20 protein-coding genes are annotated in these 23,205 nt (G+C 69.5%); 6 read left to right on the top strand and 14 right to left on the bottom strand.

Annotated elements, in window-relative coordinates; translation table 11 throughout:
- Positions 1–111: 111 nt before the first annotated feature.
- From Pth03_RS32590 to pgsA, 4 genes are read right to left on the bottom strand one after another with little or no spacing between them, the layout of a single operon-like run.
- Positions 112–663 carry a hypothetical protein gene (locus Pth03_RS32590; RefSeq protein ID WP_239119533.1) on the bottom strand — a complete coding sequence of 184 codons (552 nt, stop codon included), beginning with the start codon at positions 661–663 and terminating at the stop codon, positions 112–114.
- Entirely contained in the window at positions 660–1,790 is a 1,131-nt protein-coding gene (locus tag Pth03_RS32585) for a glycosyltransferase family 4 protein (protein WP_203948290.1), read from the bottom strand. The genes Pth03_RS32590 and Pth03_RS32585 overlap by 4 nt, the downstream gene beginning before the upstream one ends.
- Positions 1,787–2,710, bottom strand: coding sequence for a phosphatidylinositol mannoside acyltransferase (locus Pth03_RS32580; protein WP_203948289.1), 924 nt, complete (start codon positions 2,708–2,710; stop codon positions 1,787–1,789). The genes Pth03_RS32585 and Pth03_RS32580 overlap by 4 nt, the downstream gene beginning before the upstream one ends.
- Before the next feature lie 56 nt (positions 2,711–2,766).
- A complete protein-coding gene (pgsA, locus tag Pth03_RS32575) occupies positions 2,767–3,372 on the bottom strand; it encodes a phosphatidylinositol phosphate synthase (protein WP_203948333.1) in 606 nt (201 codons plus the stop codon).
- A gap of 261 nt (positions 3,373–3,633) precedes the next feature.
- On the opposite strand from pgsA, the gene Pth03_RS32570 reads away from it, so the two are divergent.
- From Pth03_RS32570 to Pth03_RS32560, 3 genes are all read left to right on the top strand, one after another.
- Positions 3,634–5,763, top strand: a complete 2,130-nt coding sequence (locus Pth03_RS32570; RefSeq protein WP_203948288.1) for an elongation factor G-like protein EF-G2 — start codon at positions 3,634–3,636, stop codon at positions 5,761–5,763.
- Positions 5,764–5,942: 179 nt separating this feature from the next.
- On the top strand, positions 5,943–7,568 hold the full coding sequence (locus Pth03_RS32565) for a glycoside hydrolase family 10-like protein (protein ID WP_239119532.1): 1,626 nt from the start codon (positions 5,943–5,945) through the stop codon (positions 7,566–7,568).
- Between the two features lie 724 nt (positions 7,569–8,292).
- Positions 8,293–10,473 (top strand): hypothetical protein, encoded by a 2,181-nt coding sequence (locus Pth03_RS32560; RefSeq protein WP_203948287.1) that lies wholly within the window; start codon positions 8,293–8,295, stop codon positions 10,471–10,473.
- A 79-nt stretch (positions 10,474–10,552) separates the two neighbouring features.
- Here Pth03_RS32560 and Pth03_RS32555 read toward each other — a convergent pair whose 3' ends face one another.
- Positions 10,553–11,101: an HIT family protein gene (locus tag Pth03_RS32555; protein WP_239119531.1), complete on the bottom strand. Its 549-nt coding sequence runs from the start codon at positions 11,099–11,101 to the stop codon at positions 10,553–10,555.
- A gap of 165 nt (positions 11,102–11,266) precedes the next feature.
- Between Pth03_RS32555 and Pth03_RS32550 the strand changes: the two genes are divergently transcribed.
- On the top strand, positions 11,267–11,803 hold the full coding sequence (locus Pth03_RS32550) for an Asp23/Gls24 family envelope stress response protein (protein WP_203948285.1): 537 nt from the start codon (positions 11,267–11,269) through the stop codon (positions 11,801–11,803).
- Between the two features lie 64 nt (positions 11,804–11,867).
- Here Pth03_RS32550 and thrS read toward each other — a convergent pair whose 3' ends face one another.
- A complete protein-coding gene (thrS, locus tag Pth03_RS32545) occupies positions 11,868–13,844 on the bottom strand; it encodes a threonine--tRNA ligase (protein WP_203948284.1) in 1,977 nt (658 codons plus the stop codon).
- 257 nt (positions 13,845–14,101) lie between these two features.
- On the opposite strand from thrS, the gene Pth03_RS32540 reads away from it, so the two are divergent.
- Entirely contained in the window at positions 14,102–14,698 is a 597-nt protein-coding gene (locus Pth03_RS32540; protein ID WP_203948283.1) for a hypothetical protein, read from the top strand.
- A gap of 3 nt (positions 14,699–14,701) precedes the next feature.
- Here Pth03_RS32540 and Pth03_RS32535 read toward each other — a convergent pair whose 3' ends face one another.
- From Pth03_RS32535 to Pth03_RS42245, 3 genes are all read right to left on the bottom strand, one after another.
- Positions 14,702–15,259, bottom strand: a complete 558-nt coding sequence (locus Pth03_RS32535) for a glycoside hydrolase family 25 protein (protein WP_203948282.1) — start codon at positions 15,257–15,259, stop codon at positions 14,702–14,704.
- A gap of 57 nt (positions 15,260–15,316) precedes the next feature.
- The gene (locus Pth03_RS32530) at positions 15,317–17,617 is read right to left on the bottom strand and encodes a phosphoketolase family protein (RefSeq protein WP_203948281.1); all 2,301 of its coding nucleotides are present in this window, start codon (positions 17,615–17,617) and stop codon (positions 15,317–15,319) included.
- 317 nt (positions 17,618–17,934) lie between these two features.
- On the bottom strand, positions 17,935–18,063 hold the full coding sequence (locus Pth03_RS42245) for a hypothetical protein (RefSeq protein ID WP_275413258.1): 129 nt from the start codon (positions 18,061–18,063) through the stop codon (positions 17,935–17,937).
- Positions 18,064–18,139: 76 nt separating this feature from the next.
- Here Pth03_RS42245 and Pth03_RS32525 point away from each other — a divergent pair, with 76 nt between their 5' ends.
- The gene (locus Pth03_RS32525) at positions 18,140–18,655 is read left to right on the top strand and encodes a MarR family winged helix-turn-helix transcriptional regulator (protein ID WP_203948280.1); all 516 of its coding nucleotides are present in this window, start codon (positions 18,140–18,142) and stop codon (positions 18,653–18,655) included.
- Here the strand turns inward: Pth03_RS32525 and Pth03_RS32520 are convergent.
- The 5 genes from Pth03_RS32520 to Pth03_RS32500 form a co-directional block, all read right to left on the bottom strand.
- Positions 18,613–19,590, bottom strand: coding sequence for a YbgA family protein (locus tag Pth03_RS32520; RefSeq protein ID WP_203948279.1), 978 nt, complete (start codon positions 19,588–19,590; stop codon positions 18,613–18,615). The genes Pth03_RS32525 and Pth03_RS32520 overlap by 43 nt on opposite strands.
- 16 nt (positions 19,591–19,606) lie before the next feature.
- Positions 19,607–20,131, bottom strand: coding sequence for an RNA polymerase sigma factor (locus tag Pth03_RS32515; RefSeq protein ID WP_203948278.1), 525 nt, complete (start codon positions 20,129–20,131; stop codon positions 19,607–19,609).
- An 84-nt stretch (positions 20,132–20,215) separates the two neighbouring features.
- The gene (locus Pth03_RS32510) at positions 20,216–21,160 is read right to left on the bottom strand and encodes a MerR family transcriptional regulator (protein ID WP_203948277.1); all 945 of its coding nucleotides are present in this window, start codon (positions 21,158–21,160) and stop codon (positions 20,216–20,218) included.
- A 155-nt stretch (positions 21,161–21,315) separates the two neighbouring features.
- Complete coding sequence (locus Pth03_RS32505) at positions 21,316–22,293, bottom strand: aldo/keto reductase (RefSeq protein ID WP_203948276.1); 978 nt, start codon at positions 22,291–22,293, stop codon at positions 21,316–21,318.
- Positions 22,294–22,308: 15 nt separating this feature from the next.
- Positions 22,309–23,010 (bottom strand): dienelactone hydrolase family protein, encoded by a 702-nt coding sequence (locus tag Pth03_RS32500; protein ID WP_203948275.1) that lies wholly within the window; start codon positions 23,008–23,010, stop codon positions 22,309–22,311.
- Positions 23,011–23,205 lie beyond the last annotated feature (195 nt).

The raw sequence follows: 23,205 nt of genomic DNA, 5'->3' as shown, positions 1-23,205 counted from the left end.
TGAAGGGTGCGCGACGTTCGGATCGCCCCCGGTCGCACGCCCTCATGCCATGAAACGGCATGAGCTTACCGGCGGCCACTCCAATGTCCCCATGCATTCAGTCAAATCAGACTATTCAGTGGCAAAGGACTTGGGGGGTGCGTCGTCGATCTCGAAGAACTGCGGATATTCGGTATGCCCGGCGAGTCTGAGGGTGCGGGCCAGCCAGCGACGCTGTGCCGTACGGGTGACCGCGACCGCATTGTTGAAGAACCGCCGCGAATAGACGACTTTGGTCACCGCCGTGTCGAGTTCCTTGATCAATTCGGGGCCCGCGGGGTGCTCGGCGAGCTTCTCCTTGAACCTCTCCTGGTCGACGACCGCCCTGAGCGTCTTGGACAGGTCGCTCTCCGCGTGCTCACGCTCGTCGGGGCCGGCCGTACGGGCCTCGTGGGCTGCGGCGGCGAGCACGAGGGACGTCGCCGGGTCGAGCACGCGTGACCCCGCGAGCTCCAGGCTGACCCCGGCGCGGCGCAGCAGCGCCGCGTCGAGGGCGGCCTGAGCGGTCTCCAGCCTGATGTGGAGGCGGTCGAGTCGCCCGGCGCGCCAGGAGACGTAGACGCTGGCCAGCGCCAGCAGCGCCAGCAGCGCCAGCACGACGCCCAGGATGGATATCGCCGTCACGCGATCTCCTCCACGACTCCGGTCTCGGCGTGGGCCACGGTCTCGTAGACCCGCACGACGTCGCGGGCGACGGTCGACCAGTCGTACTTGCGCACGGCCAGGCGCGCCTCGTCGGAGAGCTTGGCCCGGCGCGACGGGTCGTCGAGCAGCCGCGCGGCCTCCGCGGCCAGCGCGCCCGCGTCGCCGGTGGTGAACAGCGCGCCCGCCTGCCCTCCGCCGAGCACCCGGCGGAAGGCCGGGATGTCGCTGGCAAGGATCGGCGCCCCGGCCGACATGGCCTCGGTCAGCACGATGCCGAAGCTTTCTCCGCCCAGGTTGGGGGCGCAGAAGACGTCCACGGAGTGGTAGGCGCGCACCTTGTCGGCCTCGCTCACCATGCCGAGAAGCCCGATCCGGTCCCGGTACGGCTTGGGCACCCGGTCGAGCACGTCGTCGTGGTCGCCCGGCCCGGCGACGAGCAGCCGGAGGCCGGGCCGTTCCGGGACGAGTTTGGTGAACGCCTCCAGGAGCACCGGCAGCCCCTTGCGCGGCTCGTCCATCCGCCCGAGGAAGCCGATGACGTTGCCGTCGGGCCCCCATCCGGGCAGGGGGGCGGCCTCGGCATATCTGGCGACGGTGACGCCGTTCGGGATCAACACCGCGTCGCCGCCGAGATGCTCGACAAGGGTCTTACGGGCGGCGTCGGACACCGCGATCCTGGCGTTGATCTTCTCCAGGGCGCTTTGCAGCATCGGCGCGGCCACCGACATGGCCCGCGAGCGCTCATAGGACGCGTGGAAGGTGGCCACCGTCGGCCCGCGCGCCACCCAGCACGCCAGGACGCCGAGGGACGGCACGGCGGGCTCGTGGACGTGCAGCACGTCGAACCGGCCCTCCCTGATCCATTTGCGCACCCGGTTGGCCGACAGGAATCCGAAGGCCAGGCGGGCCACCGACCCGTTGTACGGCACGGGCACGGCGCGGCCCGCCGAGGTCACGTAGGACGGCAGCGGAGTGTCGTCGGCGGCCGGAGTGATGACGGACACCTCGTGCCCGTCGGCGAGAAGCGCCTCGGCGAGGTCCCGGATGTGCGCCTGGACGCCTCCAGGGACGTCCCAGGTGTAGGGGCAGACGATGCCGATCTTCACGGCGTTCCCGTGTGGCGCGGCTGCAGGTCCTCCAGCCACAGGCGTTGCAGCATGTGCCAGTCCTCCGGATGCTCGGAGATGCCCTTCTCGAAGGCCTCCGCGAGGCTCTGCGTCATCGCGGCGACCTTCTCCTGCCGGGTGCCCTCGGCGGGCACGGGGATCTCCTCATGGATGCGGATGCCCCATCCGTCGCCTTCGAACCACAAGATCGCCGGCAGCAGGGCGGCGCCCGTCTGGACCGCCAGGAGGGCCGGTCCGGGGGCCATCCTGGTCCTCGCCCCGAAGAAGTCGACCTCGACGCCCGAGTCGGTCAGGTCGCGCTCGGCGGGCAGGCACACGGCCCGGCCCGCACGCAGCCGCTTGGCCAGCGTGCCGAACGCCATCGCGCTGCCGCCGCCCCTGGCGGTGAGGGGCAGGACCTCCATGCCGAGGTTCTCCCGGTAGGCCATGAACCGCTCGTACAGCGACTCCGGCTTCAACCGTTCCATGACGGTGGTGAACGGGTAGCCCTTGTGGACGAGCCAGGCGCCCGCCATGTCCCAGTTCCCCATGTGGGGCAGCGCCATCACCGCGCCGCGCCCGCTGTCGACGTTGTCGAAGATGGCCTGCCCGCCGGGGGCCACGGTGCCGGACAGGATGCGCTCACGGCTCATCGACGGCAGCCGGAACGCCTCCATCCAGTAGCGGAAGTAGGACCGCATGCCGGCGCGGCTCAACTCCCTGACGGCGGCGTCGGACGGGTCGGCCCCGATCACCCTGGCCAGATTGGACTCCAGTCGCAGGACGGACTTGCCCCGCCGCGACCACAGCAGGTCGGCGAGCACGCGGAAGACCCACGCGGCGAGCCGTTCCGGCGCCCGGCCCGCCACCACCCAGCCCACCGAGTAGGCCGCCGCCACGAGGCGGTCCCCGAGGGACATCGGGGCCTCCCGGCTCGTACGGCCTCGCGAGCCGGGGGAAGGCTCGTCCGCGCCTTTCATCTCTCCACCGCCTGTCGGTACACGTGGACCATGCGCTGCACGACCGTCACCGCGCTGGCGGCCGCGAGCAGCCACAGCCCGATCGCCAGCACGTACGGCACGCCGAGGCCGGACAACCCGGCCGCGACCAGCGCGACCACGAGGCGCTCCCCCCGTTCGGCGATGCCCACGTTGGCGGTCATCCCCAAGCCCTCGGCCCGAGCCTTGGCGTAGGACACCAATGATCCCGCGACGAGGCAGAAGAGGGCGACACCCGCGAGGACGATCTCCGGATCATCCTTGAGGACGAAGTGGAGGATGAGGCCGGAGAAGATCGAGGCGTCGGCGAGTCGGTCGAGCGTGGAGTCGAGGAACGCTCCCCACCTGCTCCCCGTCCCGGTCATGCGGGCGAGCACGCCGTCCAGCATGTCGGCGAGCACGAAGACGGTGATGACGACCGTCCCCAGGAACAGGTGACCGAGGGGATAGAAAACGAGGGCGGAGACCGCCACTCCGAGTGTTCCGATGACCGTGATGGTGTCGGGCGAGATCCCCAGCCGGGCAAGGACTCGCCCCAGCGGGGTCATGACTCGGGTGACGCCGGGGCGCAGGATGTTCAACATCGCCGTCCGATCGTAGGCCATGAACAGCACGCCCAGCTCACAAGCACATTCCGGCGGAAGTCTTGTGATAGTCGCCACATGGGTAAAAGGTGAAGAATACGCGCCTGATAGGCCGCGAGGAGATGACGTACAGGCGAACGCCGTCCTCCCCGCGCGCTCCGCGAAGGCGGTGCCACAGGCGCAGAAAGCGACGGCACGAGCGGCCGGCGCGGGGAACGCGCGACGTTGCCGTCCCGACCGCTCCGAGATGCGGGAGGCGACGTGGCCGAAAGATCTACCGGCGCTACAACGGGAGCCGCGGGCAGAGCACCCGCGGCCGATCGGCCGGACATGGTGCGCAATGTCGTGCTGGTCGGCCATTCAGGAGCGGGGAAGACCACTCTGGTCGAGAACCTGCTCACGGCGACCGGAACCGTCCAGCGCACCGGCAGGGTCGAGGACGGCACCACGGTGAGCGACTTCGACGAGGTCGAGGTGCGCCAGCAGCGGTCCGTCAACCTGGCGGTCGCGCCTGTCATGCACAACGGCATCAAGATCAATTTTCTCGACACCCCCGGTTACGCGGACTACGTCGGCGACCTGCGCGCGGGACTGCGCGCGGCGGACGCGGCCCTGTTCGTCATATCGGCCGCCGAGGGCGTCGACGGCCTGACCCGGATGCTCTGGGAGGAGTGCGGTCTGGTCGGCATGCCCCGCGCCGTGGTCATCACCAAGATCGACCACCCGCGTGCCGACTTCGACGAGGTCCTCACGAGGTGTCAGGACGCCTTCGGCGGCGGCGTCGCACCTCTCTATCTTCCCGTGGACGGCGTGGGCCTGCTCGGCCTGCTCTCCCAGAGGTTCCTCGACTACGGCGACGGGAGTCGTACGGAGAGGGATCCGGACCCCGGGCAGCTGGGTCTCATCGAGCAGTATCGCGGCGACCTGATCGAAGGGATCATCCAGGAGAGCGAGGACGAGTCCCTGATGGACCGTTACCTCTCCGGCGAGGAGATCGACACCAAGGTCCTCATCGACGACCTGGAGAAGGCGGTCGCGCGGGGCAGCTTCCATCCGGTTCTCGCGGCGGCGCCCGGCGTCGGCATGGAGGAGATCCTGGAGATCGTGACCCAGGGCTTCCCCTCGCCGCTCGAGCATCCGATGCCGGAGATCATGACGGTGGACGGCAAGCCGGTGGCGAACCTCACGGCCGACCCGTCCGGGCCCCTGGTCGCCGAGGTCGTCAAGACGACGAGCGACCCCTATGTCGGGCGGATCAGTCTGGTGCGGGTCTTCTCCGGAACCCTGCTGCCCGACATGGTCGTGCACGTCTCCGGGCACGGCCTGGCCGACCGCGGGCACGAGGACCACGACGTGGACGAGCGCGTGGGCAGCCTGTCCTCGCCGCTCGGCAAGGCCCAGCGGCCCCTGGCCAAGTGCGTGGCCGGGGACATCTGCGCGATCGCGAAGCTGACGCGCGCGGAGACCGGCGACACGCTGTCGGACAAGGACACCCCGATGCTCGTGCGGGCGTGGGAGATGCCGGATCCGCTGCTGCCGGTGGCGATCAGGGCCAGGTCGAAGGCCGACGAGGACAAGCTGAGCCAGGCGCTGGCCCGGCTGGTGGCGGAGGACCCGACGCTGCGGCTGGAGAACAACGCCGAGACCCGGCAGCTCGTGTTGTGGTGCATGGGCGAGGCGCACGCGGACGTGCTGCTCGACCGGCTGTCCAAACGGCACGGCGTCGAGGTCGAAAAGGTCGTCCTGCGCGTGCCGCTGCGGGAAACGTTCAGCGGCAAGTGCCAGGTGACCGGCCGCAACGTCAAGCAGACCGGCGGCCACGGGCAGTACGCCATCTGCCATCTCGAGATCGAGCCCCTGCCGTCCGGCGGCGGCCTGGAGTTCGTCGACAAGATCGTGGGCGGCGTGGTGCCGCGCCAGTTCATCCCGTCGGTGGAGAAGGGGGTGCGGGCGCAGATGGAGCGCGGCGTCGCCGCCGGCTACCCGGTCGTCGACATCCGGGTCACGCTGTACGACGGCAAGGCGCACTCGGTCGACTCCTCCGACATGGCCTTCCAGATCGCGGGGCAGCTCGCTCTCAAGGAGGCGGCGGCGAAGGTCCCGACGCTCCTGCTCGAGCCGGTCGACGACGTCTCGATCCTCGTGTCGGACGAGTACGTCGGGGCGATCATGTCGGACCTGTCCTCCCGCAGAGGCAGGGTGCTCGGCACCGAGCCCGTCGGCACCGGCCGCACGCTGGTCAAGGCGGAGGTGCCCGAGCTGGAGATCACGCGGTACGCCATCGACCTGCGCTCGATGTCCCACGGCACCGGGATGTTCCACCGGTCCTTCCTGCGGTATGAGCCGCTGCCCTCCCACCTGGCCGAGAAAGTGGTCTCCGCGTCCACTTGACGATTGCCTCTGGGGCAAACCGGGCGCCTGCGTTTCATGGACGCGGCGTCCGGGGAGCCCCAGGGAGTGCTTTTGTCACTTCAGCATCGTGAACTCATTTTCTTTTCTTTGGCGATATCACCCGTTTGCCGATGTCAGACTGATGGCGTCATACGTCGGGAAATCGGGAGGTCCGCCACGTGACCGAGCGCAGCCACCGGCGCGTCACCCGGCCGCTGATCGGCGGCGTACTGGCGGCCGCTGCGGTGATGACCGGCGTGTACGCCTTCGGGCCGCGGGCCCAGGCCGAACAGTCCTCGGCGGCACGGGCCCCGCTGTCGTCACGCCCGGGAACAGGGCAGGCGGAGGGATCGGGCGTGGCGGGCTCTGCGGTGACCACGGCGTGCGCCACCTCCTCGCGGCATTCCAAGCGGCAACTCCGCGGCATATGGATCGCCACGGTGCACAACCTCGACTGGCCCTCCCGTCCGGGCTTGTCCCCCACCCAGCAGCGGGCCGAATACGTCAAGCTCCTCGACCTCGCGGCGGAGCGGCGGTTCAACGCGGTCTTCGTGCAGGTACGGCCGGCCTCCGACGCCGTCTATCGCTCGCCGCTTGAGCCGTGGTCGAAGTACCTCACCGGGACGGCGGGCAAGGATCCCGGCTGGGACCCGATGCCGTTCCTCATCGAGGAGGCGCACAAGCGGGGCATGGAGTTCCATGCGTGGTTCAACCCCTTCAGAGCGGCCGACACCGCAGACCTCCGCAAGCTCCCCGCGAACCATCCCGCCCGCTTGCACCCCTCATGGGTGGTGAAGCACGAGGGCCAGCTGTACTACAACCCCGGGCTCCCCCAGGTGCGCGACTGGGTCACCAAGGTCGTGACGGACGTCACCCGCCGCTACGACGTGGACGGCATCCACTTCGACGACTACTTCTATCCCTATCCAGGGCAGACCACGTATTTCGCCGACTCGGCGGCCTTCACCAAATACGGCAAGGGCATGAAGCTGGCCGACTGGCGGCGCGCCAACGTCAACAAGCTCATCGCCCAGGTTTCCGAGGCCGTGCACACGGCGAAGCCGTACGTGAAATTCGGCGTCAGCCCATTTGGCATCTGGCGCAACAAATCCGAAGATCCGAGCGGCTCGAATACAAAAGGCATGTCCGCTTATAGCGCGATTTATGCGGACGCGAAGGCGTGGATCAAGGCGCGGAGCGTCGACTACCTGATCCCGCAGCTCTACTGGCCGCGCGGCTACGCCGCCGCCGACTACGACACCCTGGTGTCCTGGTGGGCGAACGCGGTGAAGGGCAGCGGCGTCGACCTCTACATCGGGCAGGCCCTCTACCAGGTGGGCACGAAGAGCATCCCGGCCTGGGGAAAGGCCGGCGAGCTCCCGTCTCATCTGGCGGTCAACCGTAAATATCCCGAGGTGCGCGGTGACGTCTTCTTCAACGCCGCCAAGCTGCGCTCCAATCCGCTGACGGTCCTGGACCGCATCGCCGACCAGTACTACACCCAGCCGGCGCTGCTCCCGCTGATCAAGGGGTTCAACACGAAGGCGCCGCAGGCGCCCCGCGACGTCCAGTACTCCGAGGGCAGATTGTCGTGGAAGCCCGAGCCTGGGGTGCGGGCGTACGGGATCTACCGGGCGGAGGACGGAGCCGGTGACTGCGCCACCACCGACGGCCGCAACCTCATCGCGATCGTCCCGGCAGGCTCGGCGCACTCCTATGCGACCCCGGCCAAGGGCACCTATTTCGTCACAGCCCTCGACCGCCTCAACAACGAGAGCCTCCCCGTCCGCCTCACCCCCCGCTGACGGAATTCCACAGCAACCGGAATTTTCAATTCCCCCCAGACCCACATAAATGGGCATTTGCATCGCATATGCCGCGTTTGGCATGCCGTCACAGGCACGCTGCCAAGGATGTGCCGCATTGAGCCGCCGCATTGGGCACGCCACCACGGGCACACCACCATGGTCGTGATCATGCAGAAGTTCGCCAGCACCCCCACCTACCTGGGCAAACCCCGTTCGTGATCATGCAGAAACTCGGAGAACACATCGCCGACCTGCGCGAACACCGCTCGTGATCATGCACAAAGTTGGAGACGCGGCCCCGACCTGCACGAACCTTGTCCGTGATCATGCACGCGGGCCACAAGTCCAACGCACGCGAAGAGCCCGCCACCCGCCCACACGACAACGCCGATTGCATGATCACGGAACATGTCCACCCAGCTCAGCAGCACTTCCGGCGAACTTCTGCATGATCACGGTATGCATCTCCGCAGGCCACGGCCTCGTTCTCGAACTTCTGCATGATCACCACAAACAAGGGGGCGTGGGTGCCTCGGCTCCTTAACACGACCACCATTGCTCGTTAAGGGAGATCAACCCCTGGGCGGCATAACCCTTAAGCAGCGGGGAGTGGTGGACGTGGTCGGGGCGTTGGCCCTACGGTTCCCTTGCTCTCTTGTAGCGGCTCGTTCGTATCGGCTCGGCCGCTCTCATCCCGAATACAGGTTCCTGGAGGTCTTCCGTGAGGCGTCGGCTGGTCGCGATGGCGGCGGGCGCACTTCTTTGTGCGCTCCTGCCCACAAGTGCGGCGATGGCCCACACCCAGGCGCCCGCGGCGGCGCACCAGGCGACACCGCCGGCGACCTCCGCCCAGGGGGAAAAGGCGGTCCTGGTCGGTGTCCCGGGGCTGATGTGGAGCGACATCAACCAGGCCGACACCCCGAATCTGTGGAAGCTGGCCTCCACGAGCGCGGTCGGCTCCCTGTCGGTGCGAACCGTCGGCAACGTCACCTGCCCCTATGACGGCTGGCTGACGATCTCGGCCGGAGTCCGCTCCGCGGTGGGCGCACGATGCGGCATGCCGCCGACCCCCGAGAAGCAGGGTCAGGGCGCGGTGATCCCCGAGTTCAGCTGGCTGTGGGACGTCCGTGACCAACAGAACGCGGGAACTCTCGGCCAGGCGGTCCACGACGCCCACGCGTGCACGATGGCGGTCGGCCCCGGAGCCGCGCTCGCCCTTGCCGACCGCTCGGGCAAGGTCGACGTCTACGCCGACTCCCCCGACCAGGTGACGGACTGGGCCCGGTGCGACGTGGTGGCGGTCGACGTCGACGACCTGGTCAAGCCTTACATCGACGGCGACAAGATCCCCACGGTGGCCGAGAAGTTGAGCCCGGAGGCGCGGCGCGCCGCCGTGCAGGCCGCGGACGCGAAGCTTGGGCCGGTCATCACGAATCTCGGCGACAGGTCGATCCTCGTCGCCGGGCTCTCCGACCACGGCTCGGTCCCCCACCTTCGGGTGGCCATGCAGTACACGCCCGGCCTGAAGAGCGCGCAGTCCGACCTCAGCGGCTCGCTGACGTTGGGCAGCCGCTCGACGCACCGCGACGACATGACGATCCTCCCGGACTTCACGGCCACCATGCTCGCCCATGTGGTCGACGTCCCCCCGGCGACCGTCGTCGGCTCGCCGCTGGAGTCCCACGCCGCTGGGCAGGCCATCGGCGACCACGTCGAGTCGCTGAAGGTCGCCGACGTCGCGGGGCAGACGATCAGGAACATGACGGGGGTCTTCTTCACCTCTCTGGCCGTGCTGCAGGTCGCCTTCTACCTCACGGCCTTCCTGTTGCTGCGCCGCCGCGACGGCCTGCGCGGCGTCCGGGTGTCGGCGATCGCCCTCGCCTCGATCCCCGTCTCGACGTACATCGCCAACCTGCTCCCCTGGGCCCGCTCATCGCTGCCGACGCTCACACTGGTCGGCGCCATCGTGGCCACGGCCCTCGTGCTCAGCGCGGTGGCGCTGGCCGGGCCCTGGCGCAGAAGCATCCTCGGCCCGCCCACCGTGATCGCGGGCCTGACCGCCGCGGTGCTGCTGGCCGACCTGCTGACGGGCACGTCGCTTCAGCTCAACAGCGTCATGGGGTACACAGGCGTGGTCGGCGCCCGCTACTACGGCCTCGGCAACATCCCGTTCGCGCTGCTGGCCACGGCCGTGCTGCTCGTGACGACGGCGGTCGCCGACAAGCTCGTCCGCTCCGGCCGCAAGAAGCTCGCCGTGGGCCTGGTCGCCGGTCTCGGCGGCTTCGCGATGCTCCTGGACGGCTGGCCCGGCGTGGGCAGCGACTTCGGCGGCGTGATCGCCTTCGTTCCCGGCATCGCCGTCGCCGCCATGCTGGTCGCCGGCAAGCGGGTCTCGATCCTGAAGCTGGGTGCCTTCTGCGTCGCCGGCGGCGTCCTCGTCATGGGCATCGCCTACCTCGACTACCTCCGGCCGCCGGCCGACCAGACCCATCTCGGCCGGTTCGTCGGCCAGGTCATCGACGGCACCTTCCTGCCGGTGATCGGGCGCAAGCTCGGGGCGATGCTGCACACGCTGATCAGCCCCAACCTGATGCCGGTGGTGCTGGCGGCCTTCGCGTTCCTCATCTTCGCCCTGTTCCGTCCGGGCGCGGCCAGCGCGGGCGTGCTGCCGCTGGCGTTCGAACGGGCCCCCATGCTGAAGGCGGGCCTGCTCGGCGCGCTGGTCAGCGGCGTGATCGGCATGCTGGTCAACGACTCGGGCGCCGCGGTCCTCTCGATGGCCCTGGCCCTCGCGGTGCCTCTCGTCCTCAGCGCCGGCATCCGCGCCCTGGAGACCGGTGATCCGGTCCCCGCCGTCACCGGGCCGCCCCTCCAGCCGAGGGCCGCGGCGCCCAGCGTCTGACGCGCCCAGTGTTTGACGCGCCCTGTGCAAAGGCGTCGCCGTACGGCCAGGCAAGGCCTGCCGTACGGCGAGGCGGACGTCAGGACGCGGGCCAGGCGTCGGCGAGCAGGGCGCGGGTCTCGCGGAGCAGCTGCGGCAGGACCTTGGTGTGCCCGACGACGGGCATGAAGTTGGTGTCGCCGCCCCACCGGGGCACCACGTGCTGGTGGAGGTGGGCGGCGATGCCCGCGCCCGCCACCTCGCCGAGGTTCATGCCGATGTTGAAGCCCTGGGCGCCGCTGGCCTTGCGCAGGGCCAGGGTGGAGCGCTTGGTGAACTCGGCGAGTTCGGCAGTCTCCGGCTCGTCCAGGTCGGCGTAGTCGGCCACGTGGCGGTAGGGGACGACCATGAGGTGGCCGGAGTTGTACGGGTACAGGTTGAGCACGGCGAACACGGCGGAGCCGCGGGCCACGATCAGGCCGTCCTCGTCCGGCATCTTGGGGATCTCGCAGAACGGGCATCCGTCGCCCTCACCGGAGCCGCTCGGCTTGTTCTCGCCTTTGATGTAGGCCATGCGATGCGGCGTCCAGAGGCGCTGGAAGTTGTCCGGCACACCTACGCCGGCCTGCTCGATGGGCTCCGAACTCACAGCCGCCCGCTCCTTCCGATCCGCCGTCCCTGCCGCATGTGAAGCAGCATATGACTCACGGATCTCTCCCATGCGAGCCGGGCGTTATTCAGGACAAACCAATCGATCTTCGGGCAGAATTCACGCGGCACAACGCTTGGCATTCGAACCTCTGAGGAGTGGCATATGACCGACGTCGCCGCAGTCGACGCGATCGAGGACGAGCTGGACAAGCAGGACGGCGAGCACGGGGACGACGCGCCCGAGGCCATCCCCGGCCCCGGCGTCTTCACCTTGCCCGAGACGGGGTTCACCGGAGCCGACGGCATCGCCGAGGCCGTCCTGGGGCGGATCAAGGTGGCCGACGAGGTCGTGGAGAAGGTGGCCGCACTCGCCGCCCTGGAGATCGCGGGTGTCGCCGACCTCGGTGGCGACCTGGAGCGTGCGTTCGAGACCGTGCGTGACCGCATCGGGATCGGGAGCAAGCGGGCCAACCAGGGTGTGCGCGCTCAGATCATCAACGAGCAGGTCATCATCGACATCACCATCGTGATCGAGTACGGCTACGTGGTGATGGAGGTGGCCACCGACGTCCGCGCCAACGTGGCCCGCTCGGTCAGCCACATGCTCGGCATGCGGGTCAGCGAGGTGAACGTGACCGTGGACGACGTGCGCCTGCCCGGCGAGGGTCCCGCGGACGAGGCCGAGGAAGCCGGCCGCTAGAGGCCCGCTGTAACGCGAAACGGCCTGCGGCCCCCATGGTTGGGGCCGCAGGCCGTCCCGTGTCTCAGACCTGGATGCGCCGCTCGACGGCGTCGACGATCTCGGAGATGGCCTCCTCGATCGGCACCCCGTTCTTCTGCTCGCCGTTGCGGTACCGGAAGGACACCGCTCCCGCGGCGACGTCGTCGTCACCCGCGAGCAGCATGAAGGGCACCTTGGCCTTCTGCGCGTTGCGGATCTTCTTCTGCATGCGGTCGTCGGCCACGTCCACCTCGACCCTGATGCCGTGCTCCCGCAGCCGCTTGGCGACGTCCTGCAGGTACGGCGCGTGCGCGTCGGCGATCGGGATGCCGACGACCTGCACCGGGGCGAGCCAGGGAGGGAAGGCGCCCGCGTAGTGCTCGACCAGCACGCCGAAGAACCGCTCGACCGACCCGAACAACGCCCGGTGGATCATGACCGGCCGCTGGCGGGTCCCGTCGTCCGACTGGTACTCGAGTTCGAAGCGCTCCGGCAGGTTGAAGTCGAGCTGGATGGTCGACATCTGCCAGGACCTGCCGATGGCGTCGCGGGCCTGAACCGAGATCTTGGGCCCGTAGAAGGCGGCTCCGCCGGGATCGAGCACCAGTTCGAGATTCTCCGACTCGGCGACCTCGCGCAGGGTCTCGGTGGCCTCCTCCCACGTCTCGTCGCTGCCGACGTACTTCACCGGGTCCTTGGTGGACAGCTCCAGGTAGAAGTCGTCGAGCCCGTAGTCGCGCAGCAGGTCGAGCACGAACCGCAGCAGCGACTTGAGCTCGTCGCGCATCTGGTCGCGCGTGCAGTAGATGTGCGCGTCGTCCTGGGTGAGGCCGCGCACCCGGGTGAGTCCGTGGATCACGCCGGACTTCTCATAGCGGTACACGGTGCCGAACTCGAACAGCCGGAGCGGAAGCTCACGGTAGGAGCGGCCGCGCGCCCGGAAGATCAGGTTGTGCATCGGGCAGTTCATCGGCTTGAGGTAGTACCGCGCACCCTCGAGCTCCATGGGCGGGAACATGCCGTCGGAGTACCAGTCCAGGTGGCCGGAGACCTGGTAAAGGTGCTCCTTGGTGATGTGCGGGGTGTTCACGAAGGAGTAGCCGGCCTCCTCGTGCTTGCGCCGCGAGTAGTCCTCCATGACCCGGCGGATGACGCCGCCCCTGGGGTGGAAGACCGGCAGGCCCGAACCCAGCTCGTCGGGGAAGGAGAACAGGTCGAGCTCGGCGCCCAGCTTGCGGTGGTCGCGCTTCTCGGCCTCCTCCAGCATGTGGAGGTATTCGTCCTGCTTGTCGCGGGACTCCCACGCGGTGCCGTAGATGCGCTGGAGCTGCGGGTTCTTCTCGCTGCCCCGCCAGTAGGCGCCGCCGCTGCGCATGAGCTTGAACGCCGGGATGACCCGGGTGGTGGGGAGGTGCGGCCCCCGGCACAGATCCTTCCAGCACAGGTCGCCCGACTTCGGGTCGAGGTTGTCGTAGATGGTCAGCTGGCCGCCGCCCACCTCGACGTCGGCGCCGTCGTCGGAGCCGACCGCGCCGCCCTTGAGCCCGATGAGCTCCAGCTTGTACGGCTCGGCTGCCAGTTCCTCGCGGGCGTCGTCGTCGGAGACCGGCCGGCGGCGGAAGGTCTGGCCCTGCTTGACGATCTCGCGCATACGCTTCTCGATGCGCTTGAGATCGTCGGGGGTGAACGGGTTCTGGACGTCGAAGTCGTAGTAGAAGCCGTTCTCCACGGGCGGGCCGATGCCGAGCTTGGCCTCGGGGAAGATCTCCTGTACGGCCTGGGCCATCACGTGGGCGGTGGAGTGACGCAGGATCGCCCGGCCTTCGGGGCTGCCGATCTCGACCGGATCGACGACGTCGCCCTCCGACACTTCGGCGGCGAGGTCGCGGAGCTCACCGTTGACCTTGGCGGCGATGACCGACCTGCCGTCGGCCTCCAGCGCCTGGCCCGCCGTCGTCCCCTCCGCCACCACGCGCTCGGCTCCAGCGAGGGTGATGCGTATTTCAAGGGCGGCTGACACGGTGGCTCCTTGCGTACGGATGCTGCGGGATCGATATGTCGAAGGCCCCGCGATCAGGTCCAGGCCGCTGTAGCCCGGGCGGCGCCTTCCGCATCCGATGCTACCGGTGTCACCATCCCGATTTCGCGCGGTTACTCCCGCGTGGCGAGAGCGGCGAGTTCCTCCTGTGACGCGTGAATTCGTCGCGGCGGTTCCACCTTCCCGCGCGATCGTGCAGCATGGCAGTGATCAAGCATGGTGCACCCCCGAAGGACGACATGAAAACCCAGACAGCCACCGTATTTCTGGCCGCGGGGCTCCTCAGCGCCTGCTCCGCCCCGGTGCCCCCTCAGACCCCCACCGCGCCGTCCGCGAGCGCCTCGGCCGTACAGGCGATCGACGCGGATTGCCCCTCGGGGACGGTCGAATGGGGGAAGGTCTCCTCCCGGCCCGTGATCGTGGCGATCTCCGAGAAATACCGGGCGCCGGCGGGCAACTTCATGAGGATCCCCCTGAAGACGGTCGCGGAGGTCCGCACGAGCTTCACCGCCGACCGGGTCGTCGGTCGCATGGCCCCCGATCTCCTCCGCTCGTTTTCGCGGAAGACGGGAGACGAACTCGGGGCGATGGAGACCGCCTACACGGACTTCGACACCGTCGACGAATTCTCCCCGAACGGTGAAGTCACCGGGGTCTCCTACGAGGGGGTCCGGGTCTACACGGGCGATTTCACGTATCGCTGTGCGGGAGGTTCGCCCGTCGCGCATGGGAGGCTTTCCGCCTGGGGCACCGGCCTGAGGGGCTCGGTCAGTTGCAACCCCAAGCTCAAGCAGCCGCTCTCGGCGGCCCTGGCCAGGCGGATGCGATGCGGATAGACCTCACTCCCGCATGGCGACTGCGGCCAGTTCCTCCCGGGAGCCGGTGAACACGTCGCGGTTGACCGGGCTGTTGGCGTACTGGTGCAGCGTCCACGACTCCCACGGCAGGGGCACGAGCGGCCGCCCCATCGGCCGGTCCGGGGCGACGATCCACAGCGGCCACTCCCCCAGGCCCTCGCAGTTGCCCTCGGCGGCGAAGTGGCGCAGCGTACGGATGATCGGCCGAGTGCCCGACCGCCGGAGCACCTCCTTGCACCAGAGCCGGGCGAAGACGGCGACCTCGCCCGGTGGAAGGCCGTCGGAGACACGCAGGTCGATCGCGAGCAGCCCCGCACCGGCGTGGTCGAGGAAGAGGCCGGCCTGGGCCGCGGGGTCGCCCCCCGGCCTGGCCACGTGGTAGCCGCCCGCCAGCACGCCCGCCTCGGCCATGGCGGCCCGGTGGCCCGCGTACGCCGCGTCGGCCACCGTGCCGCCCTCGGTGGCCCTGGCGAAGCCGAACGTCACGCCCGTCCAGTCGGCGGACGGATGCCAGTCGGACACGTCGATGCCCTGGATCACCGTATGACCTTATTGAGGCGCTGATCGAACCGCGAACGCTTCCCTGGAAGCACCCGCTCAGTACGGCCAGGCCCAGTCGCGGATCTCCACCGGGTCCTCGCCGTACTCGCGGGTGTGGATCCTGCACCTGAGGCGGGCGTCGGCCATGTGCTGGCGCAGGTGCGCCTGCGTGGCGCCGAGGCCGGGGACGCGGTCGACGACGTCCATCACCAGGTGGTAGCGGTCGATGTCGTTCATCATCGCCATGTCGAAGGGCGTCGTGGTGGTGCCCTCCTCCCGGTAGCCCCGGACGTGGAGGTTGTCGTGGCCGTTGCGCCGGTAGGTCAGCCGGTGGATCAGCCAGGGGTAGCCGTGGAAGTTGAAGATGACCGGCTTGTCGGCGGTGAAGACCGTGTCGAACTCGGCGTCGCTCATGCCGTGCGGGTGCTCCGAGGAGGGCTGGAGGCGCATCAGGTCGACCACGTTGACGACCCGGACCTTCAGTTCGGGCAGATGCCCGCGCAGCAGGGCCGCCGCGGCGAGCGTCTCCAGGGTCGGCACGTCGCCGGCGCAGGCCAGCACGACGTCGGGCTCGGCGCCCTCGTCGTTGCTCGCCCAGTCGAACACCCCGACGCCGCGGGTGCAGTGGGCGACGGCCTCGTCCATGCTCATGAGGTCGAGCACGGGGTGCTTGCCCGCCACGATCACGTTGACGTAGTCACGCGAGCGCAGGCAGTGGTCGGCGACCGAGAGCAGGGTGTTGGCGTCCGGCGGCAGGTAGACCCGCACGACGGAGGACTTCTTGTTCATCACGACGTCGAGGAAGCCCGGGTCCTGATGGCTGAAGCCGTTGTGGTCCTGCCGCCACACATGGGACGACAGCAGGTAGTTGAAGGACGCGATCGGACGCCGCCAGCCGATCTTCTGGCTCGACTCCAGCCACTTGGCGTGCTGGTTGAACATGGCGTCGACGATGTGGATGAACGCCTCGTAGCAGTTGAACAGGCCGTGACGGCCGGTCAGCAGGTATCCCTCCAGCCACCCCTGGCACAAATGCTCGCTGAGCACCTCCATCACCCGGCCGTCCGGCGACAGGTGCTCGTCGGTGGGGAGCGTCGCGGCGTACCACGCCTTGTCCGTGACCTCGAAGACCGCCGAGAGCCGGTTGGACGCGGTCTCGTCCGGACCCATCAGGCGGAAGGCGGAGGAGTTGGCGGCGATCACGTCGCGCAGAAGACGGCCGAGGACCTTCGTCGGCTCGGTGGGCGACGTCGCGTGCGACTTCACCTCGACGGCGTAGTCGCGGAAGTCGGGCAGCACCAGCGGGCGCAACAGCTCGCCGCCGTTGGTGTGCGGGTTGGCGCTCATCCTGCGCGGGCCGTCCGGCACCGTCGACAGGATCTCGGGCGCAGGCCTGCCGTCCTCGCCGAACAGCTCGTGCGGACGATAGGAGCGCATCCACTCCTCCAGCATCGCGAGCCGGTCCGGCCGCCGCCTGACGTCGTCGATGGGCACCTGGTGTGCGCGCCAGGTGCCTTCAACGGGCAGCCCGTCGACCTCGTGCGGCCCGGTCCACCCCTTCGGCGTACGCAATATGATCATCGGCGGCCTGCCGCCGTCGCCCATCTCGTCGAAGACGGTGTCCAGCGTCGCCGCCATCGCCTCGTGAACGGCGGCCGGGTCGCTCCCCGCCACCACGTGAGGGCGGTGGCCGTACCCCTCCATGAGCTTCAGCAGCTCGTCTTCGGGGATGCGGGCGAGCACGGTGGGGTTCGCGATCTTGTATCCGTTCAAGTGGAGGATCGGCAGCACCCGGCCGTCCCTGCGTGGGTTCAGGAACTTGTTGGAGTGCCAGCTGGTGGCCAGCGGGCCGGTCTCCGCCTCGCCGTCGCCGATCACGCACGCGACGACGAGGCCGGGGTTGTCGAACGCGGCGCCGTACGCGTGGGCGAGCGAGTAGCCAAGCTCGCCCCCCTCATGGATCGAGCCCGGGGTCTCCGGCGCGGCGTGGCTGGGGACGCCTCCGGGGAAGGAGAACTGCCGGAACAGGCGGCGCATGCCGTCCGCGTCCTGCGACACCTCGGGGTAGCGCTCGGTGTAGGTGCCCTCCAGCCAGGCGTGGGCGAGCACGGCCGGTCCTCCGTGGCCAGGGCCGCAGATGTAGATCATGTCCTGGTCGCGCTCCTTGATCACCCGGTTGAGGTGCGCGAAACAGAAGTTCAGGCCCGGCGTGGTGCCCCAGTGGCCGAGCAGGCGCGGTTTGACGTGCTCGGGCCGCAGGGGTTCGGCGAGCAGCGGGTTGTCCATGAGGTAGATCTGGCCGACGGAAAGGTAGTTGGCGGCTCGCCAGTAGGCGTCAGCCGTCGCGAGTACATCCATGACTCGAAGGTTCCTCGTGGGACGGCTTCAAACCCCCCATGGCGCCTCCCCTTGGGGCCACGCTTGGCGTGATCATGCAAAAGTTCGGGGACAGGCAGCGCGACCCGCCAACCCCCTCTCCATGGTCGTGATCATGCAGAAGTTCGTAAACCTCTGCCGTGACCTGGCCGCACGCCAGTCGTGATCATGCAGAACTTCGGAAACAGCTGCCGTGACCTGCGCGGACACAATTCGTGATCATGCAGCGCGGACGTCATTGCATGATCACGATCGACATCGCCCCAGGTCGGCACCCATATCGGCGAACTTCTGCATGATCACACCACCCGTCTTCGCACGTCACGGCCACCACCCACGAACTTCTGCATGATCACGACCAGGGGGGTTCGCAGGTCGCGGGCACCTCGCGCGAACTTCTGCATGATCACGGCCAAGGTCGGCCGCATGATCACGACCAGGGGTCGTCTCGCAAGATCGGCTGATCGTAGTTGAATGCTCAAGCGCATCGGTACGCTTGGCCCCATGCCGGAGACGCGATGGCTCGACGAGGAGGAGCAGCAGACCTGGCGCGCCTACATCTGGACCAACCACCTGCTGTGGGAGGCGCTCGAACGGCAACTGCAGCGCGACTGGGGCATCCCGCACGCGTACTACATCATGCTGGTCTGCCTGTCGGAGTCGCCCGAGCGCATGATGAGCATGACGCAGCTCGCCTCGGTGACGCAGTTCTCCGCCAGCCGGCTCTCCCACGCCATGTCACGGCTGGAGGAGAAGGGCTGGGTACGGCGGGTCAAACACGACGAGGACCGGCGCACCACCATGGCGCAGCTGACCGACGCCGGGTTCGAGGCGCTGGAGAAGGCGGCCCCCGGCCACGTCGAGGAGGTCAGACGCCTGCTGTTCGACCGGCTGTCGCGCACGCAGATGCGGCAGCTCCACGACGTCCTGGTGACCGTCCTGTCGGCTCTGGAGGCGGCCGAGCAGCAGGACGGCGATCAGGCCGCGACGTGGTTGCGCAACCCCAGCTCGTCCGGGTAGGGCCGCAGATAGGTCTGTTCGCGGAGGTAGGCGACGCCCTCTCCGCGGGCATGGTGGCGGACCAGGGTGACGGGCACGCTCAGCGCCACCCGCCCGGCCCGGTAGGAGCCGATCACCTCGAGCAGGTCGGCGCTGCGGACGCGGCCGAGGCGGTCGCCGACCATGCCGAGGCAGTGTTCCAGCACGTTGGCGTTGCGGCCGATCGACGCCTTGGCGGCCAGCGCCGTGCGGAACCCGCGATCGTATGCGGCGGCCAGCTCCTCACGCGGACCCGAGCCCGCCGTGGCGACCAGCCGGCCCAGCTCGCGATAGGCCGCGGGCGCGTGCGCGAGCAGCTGCATCTTGTGGGCGGCGTGGAAGGCCACCAGGTCCCGCGGACGCCAGTCGCCCGCCAGCAGGCGCCCCAGGCGGGCCACGGCGAAGACACGCTCGACGAAGGCCTCCCGGAGCACGGCGTCGTGCAGCCGCCCTTCGTCCTCGACGGCGAGCAGGGGGTGGGCACCGATGACGATCCCCGCGAAGAGGCCGCGGTTCCGCCGATCGGCGCCCACCCCCGTCCGCGCCGGCGGAGTGCCGGCTCCGCCGGCGTGGATCGGTATGCCATGGATGCCGCAGCTCGGGCTCTTGCTTTTGAACACGTATCCGTCCACGTCGAGGCCGGCGGCGCGTGAGCGGGCCAGGGCCGTCATCGGGGCGGTGAGGTCCACCCGGGACGACCGCGTCACCAGGCGCGGGCCGCCGGGCGAACGTTCGAGCCGGAGCGTCTCACGCGGCGCCCCGAGCCCGATCTCCATCTCCGGGCAGATCGGCACCCAGTCGACATGTCGCGACAACACGTCGGTGAGGAAACGGTCCCTGCTGTGACCCCCGTTGAATCGCACGGGGTCGCCGAGCAGACAGCTCGACACCGCTATCCGCGGCCGCACCTGGTCCATGACTCCACCTCCCCGATCATGCGACGGCCCTCGGCAGCAGGGCGGCCAGCCTGTGGAGCCCGCGCGCGGTGCGCGCCTTGACGGTTCCCAGCGGCACGCGGAGCCTGTCCGCGACCTCCCGCTGGGTCAGGTCGCCGTAGTAGGCCAGCTCGATGGCCTGGCGCTGGACGACGGGCAGTTCGTCGAGCGCCCTGCGGACGCGATCGCGGTCGGCCAGCTCGTCGACGTCGACCCGGCCGTCCCGGCCCGCCGGGTCTCCCACGGCGTCGAGAGACAGCGTCGGCGGCCTGCGGGTGCGCAGGTGGTCGACCGCCCGCTTGCGTGCGATGCCCAGCAACCAGGCCGGAAGGCTCCTGGCGGGGTCGAACCGGTGCCGCGACCGCCACACCTCGGTGAAGACGACCTGGAGCACGTCGTCCACGTCCTCGTACGGCACGAGCCGCCGCAGGTAGGCGCGCACCGCCGCCGCGTGCGCGTGGTAGCACTCTCCGACGGCTGTGGCGTCTCCTGAGGCGAGGCGGGACTCGAGCCTGTCGTCCATACGATGCCCCTTGCCCGAGAAACTTCGTCAAAACCTATTCATAACCACCCGGGCGTAAGAGACACAACCACGGTTTCCCCAAGGTCAGTGCAGGACAGACATGACCGTCGAGATCGCATCGGACAGTGTGGAGACCCGCGTCACCGGTGCGGGCAGCCCTTCCCGCCAGCCGGGCCCGCCCACCACGATCCGGCTGGCGGGGCGCAGTCGCGGCAGCCGGCCCAGCGGCGCCGGGTCGCCGGTCTCCGCCTGCTGGGACCAGACGAAGACGACCCCGGGCCCGACCCTGCGCATCGCGTCGGCCAGGGCGGTGTACGGCGTGCGCGCCCCGAGCACCCGGCTTTCCACGCCGCGCTCGGCGAGGGCGGCGGCCAGGGCGTGCACGGGCAGGCTGTGCAACTCGTCCTCGGCGCAGGCGAGCAGGGCGGGGCGGGGGTGCACGGGGTGCCCGAGCCGCCGCGTGACGGTGTCCAGGGCGACCATCAGACGCTCGGAGAACAGATGCTCGATCTCCACGCCCAGGCCGGTCTCCTCCTGCCTGCGGGAGATGAGGTCGAAGACGGGCAGCACCAGCCGCTCCCACGTCCTGACCACGCCCTGCCCGGCCAGGGCCGACTCCAGCGCGTCGCCGACCGTCCTGCCGTCCAGGGCGATGGCGGTCCGCGCCAGCACCGCCGGGGAGGCCATGCCGCCCGCCCGTACGGCTCCCGACGCCGGCTCGCTCTCTCGCTCGGGCCCGGCCTCCGGCGTGCCGCGGCGCCGGAGCCGGAGGGCCCTTCTGGCCGCGTCCGCAGGGGCGACTCCGGCGTGGATGAGCTGGTTCATCTCCTCCAGGCAGCGCAGATCGGCGGCGTCGTAGCGCCGGTGGCCGCCGGGGCTCCTGCGGCTGGGGCCGATGCCGTACCGGAGGTTCCAGGTCCGCAACGTCGGCGCGGGCACGCCGAGCCTGCGGGCGACGGCTCCGATGCCGTATCCCGGTTCCTCGCCGGAGTCCTGCGTGCCGTCCGGCCCCGGATCGGCCTCACTCATCGGGCTCCCTCATGACGGTGCGGGCGGCCTCCCACGCGCGCCCGCGGGCCGGGCCGCCCGGCCCTCAGCCGGTCGTCACCGGTCTCGCGAGCACGCTCCACACCCGGTCATTCGCACCGTCCCCGCCCGGCAGATGCATCGGCCCCGGTCTCGCCCTACCAGCGGTGGTGAACCTGCGGGCGGATCAGGGTGTCGTAGACGTCACGCACGGCGGCGTGGACCTCCTCCGACAGGGGCGGCAGGCTCGCGGCAGCGGCGTTCGCCCTGGCCTGCTCGGGGTTGCGCGCACCGGGGATGACCACGCTGACGCCGGGCTGGTCGATGATCCACCGCAGGGCGAACTGCGCCAGCGTCACGCCGTCGGGCACCAGTTCCCTGAGCTTCTCGACGGCCTGGAGGCCGACGCCGTACTCCACGCCGGAGAAGGTCTCGCCGACGTCGAACGCCTGGCCCTGCCGGTTGTAGTTGCGGTGGTCGTCCTCGGCGAAGACGGTGCCCGGGCCGTACTTGCCCGACAGCAGTCCGCTGGCCAGCGGGACGCGGGCGATGATGCCGACGCCTGCCCGCTCGGCCGCGGGCAGCACCTCGTCGAGCGGCTTGAGCCGGAACGCGTTGAGGATGATCTGCACGCTGGCCACGCCGGGCCGCGCGATCGCGGTGAGCGCCTCGCCGACCGTCTCGACGCTGACGCCGTAGGCCCCGATCTTGCCCTCGTCCACCAGCGTGTCCAGGGCGTCGAAGACCGCGTCGCTGGAGTAGACGGGGGTGGGCGGGCAGTGCAGCTGCACCAGGTCGATCCGGTCGACGCCCAGGTTGGCCCGGGAACGGTCGTTCCAGGCGCGGAAGTTCTCCAGCGTGTACGCCTCGGGGGTCTGGGCCACCCGGCGGCCCATCTTGGTGGCGACGGTGAGACCGGGCCTCTCCTTGATCAGGCGGCTGATGACGGTCTCGCTGCGGCCGTCGCCGTACACGTCGGCCGTGTCGATGAAGTCGACCCCTGCGTCGACCGCGGCGTTCAGCGTGTCGAGCGCGTCCGCCTCGCTCACCTCGCCCCAGTCGGCTCCGAGCTGCCACGCCCCGAGCCCGACGACGCCCACCTGCCGGCCCAACCTGCCCATAACGCGCTGTTCCATGACGTCAGATCGTAGTCATGTCGCCGAGTCGGCATCGGCGGCGGGCAGGTGACGGGTGAACCAGTCACGGGCGGTCTGGGCCACGGCCTCCAGCGCGCCGGACTCCGCGAACAGGTGCGAGGCCCCGGGCACGATCTCCAGGCGGGTCTCCCCCACCATCTTGTCCATCGCCTCGCGGTTGAGCTCGATGACGATCGGGTCGCGCTCCCCCACGATCAGCAGGACCGGCTGGCAGACCCCGCGCAGGTGCTCTCCCGCGAGGTCGGGCCTGCCTCCCCGGGAGACGACGGTCCGTACGAGGTCGGGGCGCATCGCGGCGGCGACCAGCGCGGCGGCGGCGCCCGTGCTCGCCCCGAACAGCCCGATCTCCAGGCCACGGGTCGGCTCGTCGCCCGCCAGCCGGTCCACGAGGGCCGTCACCCGCCCGGACAGCAACCCGATGTCGAATCGCAGGCGGCCGGTCGCGGCGTCCGTCCTGTCCTCTTCCGGGGTGAGCAGATCGGCCAGAACGGTGGCCAGGCCCGCCCGCTGGAGTTCGGACGCGACGAAACGGTTGCGCGAGCTGTGGCGGCTGCTCCCGCTGCCGTGGGCGAACAGGACGACGGCGCGCGCTCCACGCGGGATCACGACGTCGGCCTCCAGCACGACGCCCGCGGCGGGGAACGCGACGCTCATCTCGAGGTCGGCCCGGTGGGCCGAAAACAGGCCATCGTTCATGGCTCCCGCCTCCCACAATTGGGCAAAAGTGCCATACCCGGGAGCAAACAGCACAAAACGAGTCTCTCTGGCTAGTACGGCAGGCCCGGCAAAGACCCCAGGGCAGATCCTTTTGCCCCCGTTAAGCAAGCCTTGGCGCCTGCGAGGGTAGCCCCGACCGGGCGCGGGCAGGCCCCCCCAAAAGGGGCAAAAGTC

It is taken from the genome of Planotetraspora thailandica (assembly GCF_016863335.1).
Lineage (GTDB): Bacteria > Actinomycetota > Actinomycetes > Streptosporangiales > Streptosporangiaceae > Planotetraspora > Planotetraspora thailandica.
The sequence above is the reverse complement of the archived record's forward strand: the minus strand, read 5'-3'. Positions and strand labels throughout refer to the sequence as shown.

Excerpts from the sequence above, each read along its gene's own strand:
- Pth03_RS32580 (WP_203948289.1), bottom strand. The coding sequence starts at position 2,710 with ATGTCCCTCGGGGACCGCCTCGTGGCGGCGGCCTACTCGGTGGGCTGG.
- pgsA (WP_203948333.1), bottom strand. The coding sequence starts at position 3,372 with ATGTTGAACATCCTGCGCCCCGGCGTCACCCGAGTCATGACCCCGCTG.
- Pth03_RS32550 (WP_203948285.1), top strand. The coding sequence starts at position 11,267 with ATGACCGACGTCGCCGCAGTCGACGCGATCGAGGACGAGCTGGACAAG.
- Pth03_RS32540 (WP_203948283.1), top strand. The coding sequence starts at position 14,102 with ATGAAAACCCAGACAGCCACCGTATTTCTGGCCGCGGGGCTCCTCAGC.
- Pth03_RS32530 (WP_203948281.1), bottom strand. The coding sequence starts at position 17,617 with ATGGATGTACTCGCGACGGCTGACGCCTACTGGCGAGCCGCCAACTAC.
- Pth03_RS42245 (WP_275413258.1), bottom strand. The coding sequence starts at position 18,063 with ATGCGGCCGACCTTGGCCGTGATCATGCAGAAGTTCGCGCGAGGTGCC.
- Pth03_RS32525 (WP_203948280.1), top strand. The coding sequence starts at position 18,140 with ATGCCGGAGACGCGATGGCTCGACGAGGAGGAGCAGCAGACCTGGCGC.
- Pth03_RS32520 (WP_203948279.1), bottom strand. The coding sequence starts at position 19,590 with ATGGACCAGGTGCGGCCGCGGATAGCGGTGTCGAGCTGTCTGCTCGGC.
- Pth03_RS32515 (WP_203948278.1), bottom strand. The coding sequence starts at position 20,131 with ATGGACGACAGGCTCGAGTCCCGCCTCGCCTCAGGAGACGCCACAGCC.
- Pth03_RS32510 (WP_203948277.1), bottom strand. The coding sequence starts at position 21,160 with ATGAGTGAGGCCGATCCGGGGCCGGACGGCACGCAGGACTCCGGCGAG.
- Pth03_RS32505 (WP_203948276.1), bottom strand. The coding sequence starts at position 22,293 with ATGGAACAGCGCGTTATGGGCAGGTTGGGCCGGCAGGTGGGCGTCGTC.
- Pth03_RS32500 (WP_203948275.1), bottom strand. The coding sequence starts at position 23,010 with ATGAACGATGGCCTGTTTTCGGCCCACCGGGCCGACCTCGAGATGAGC.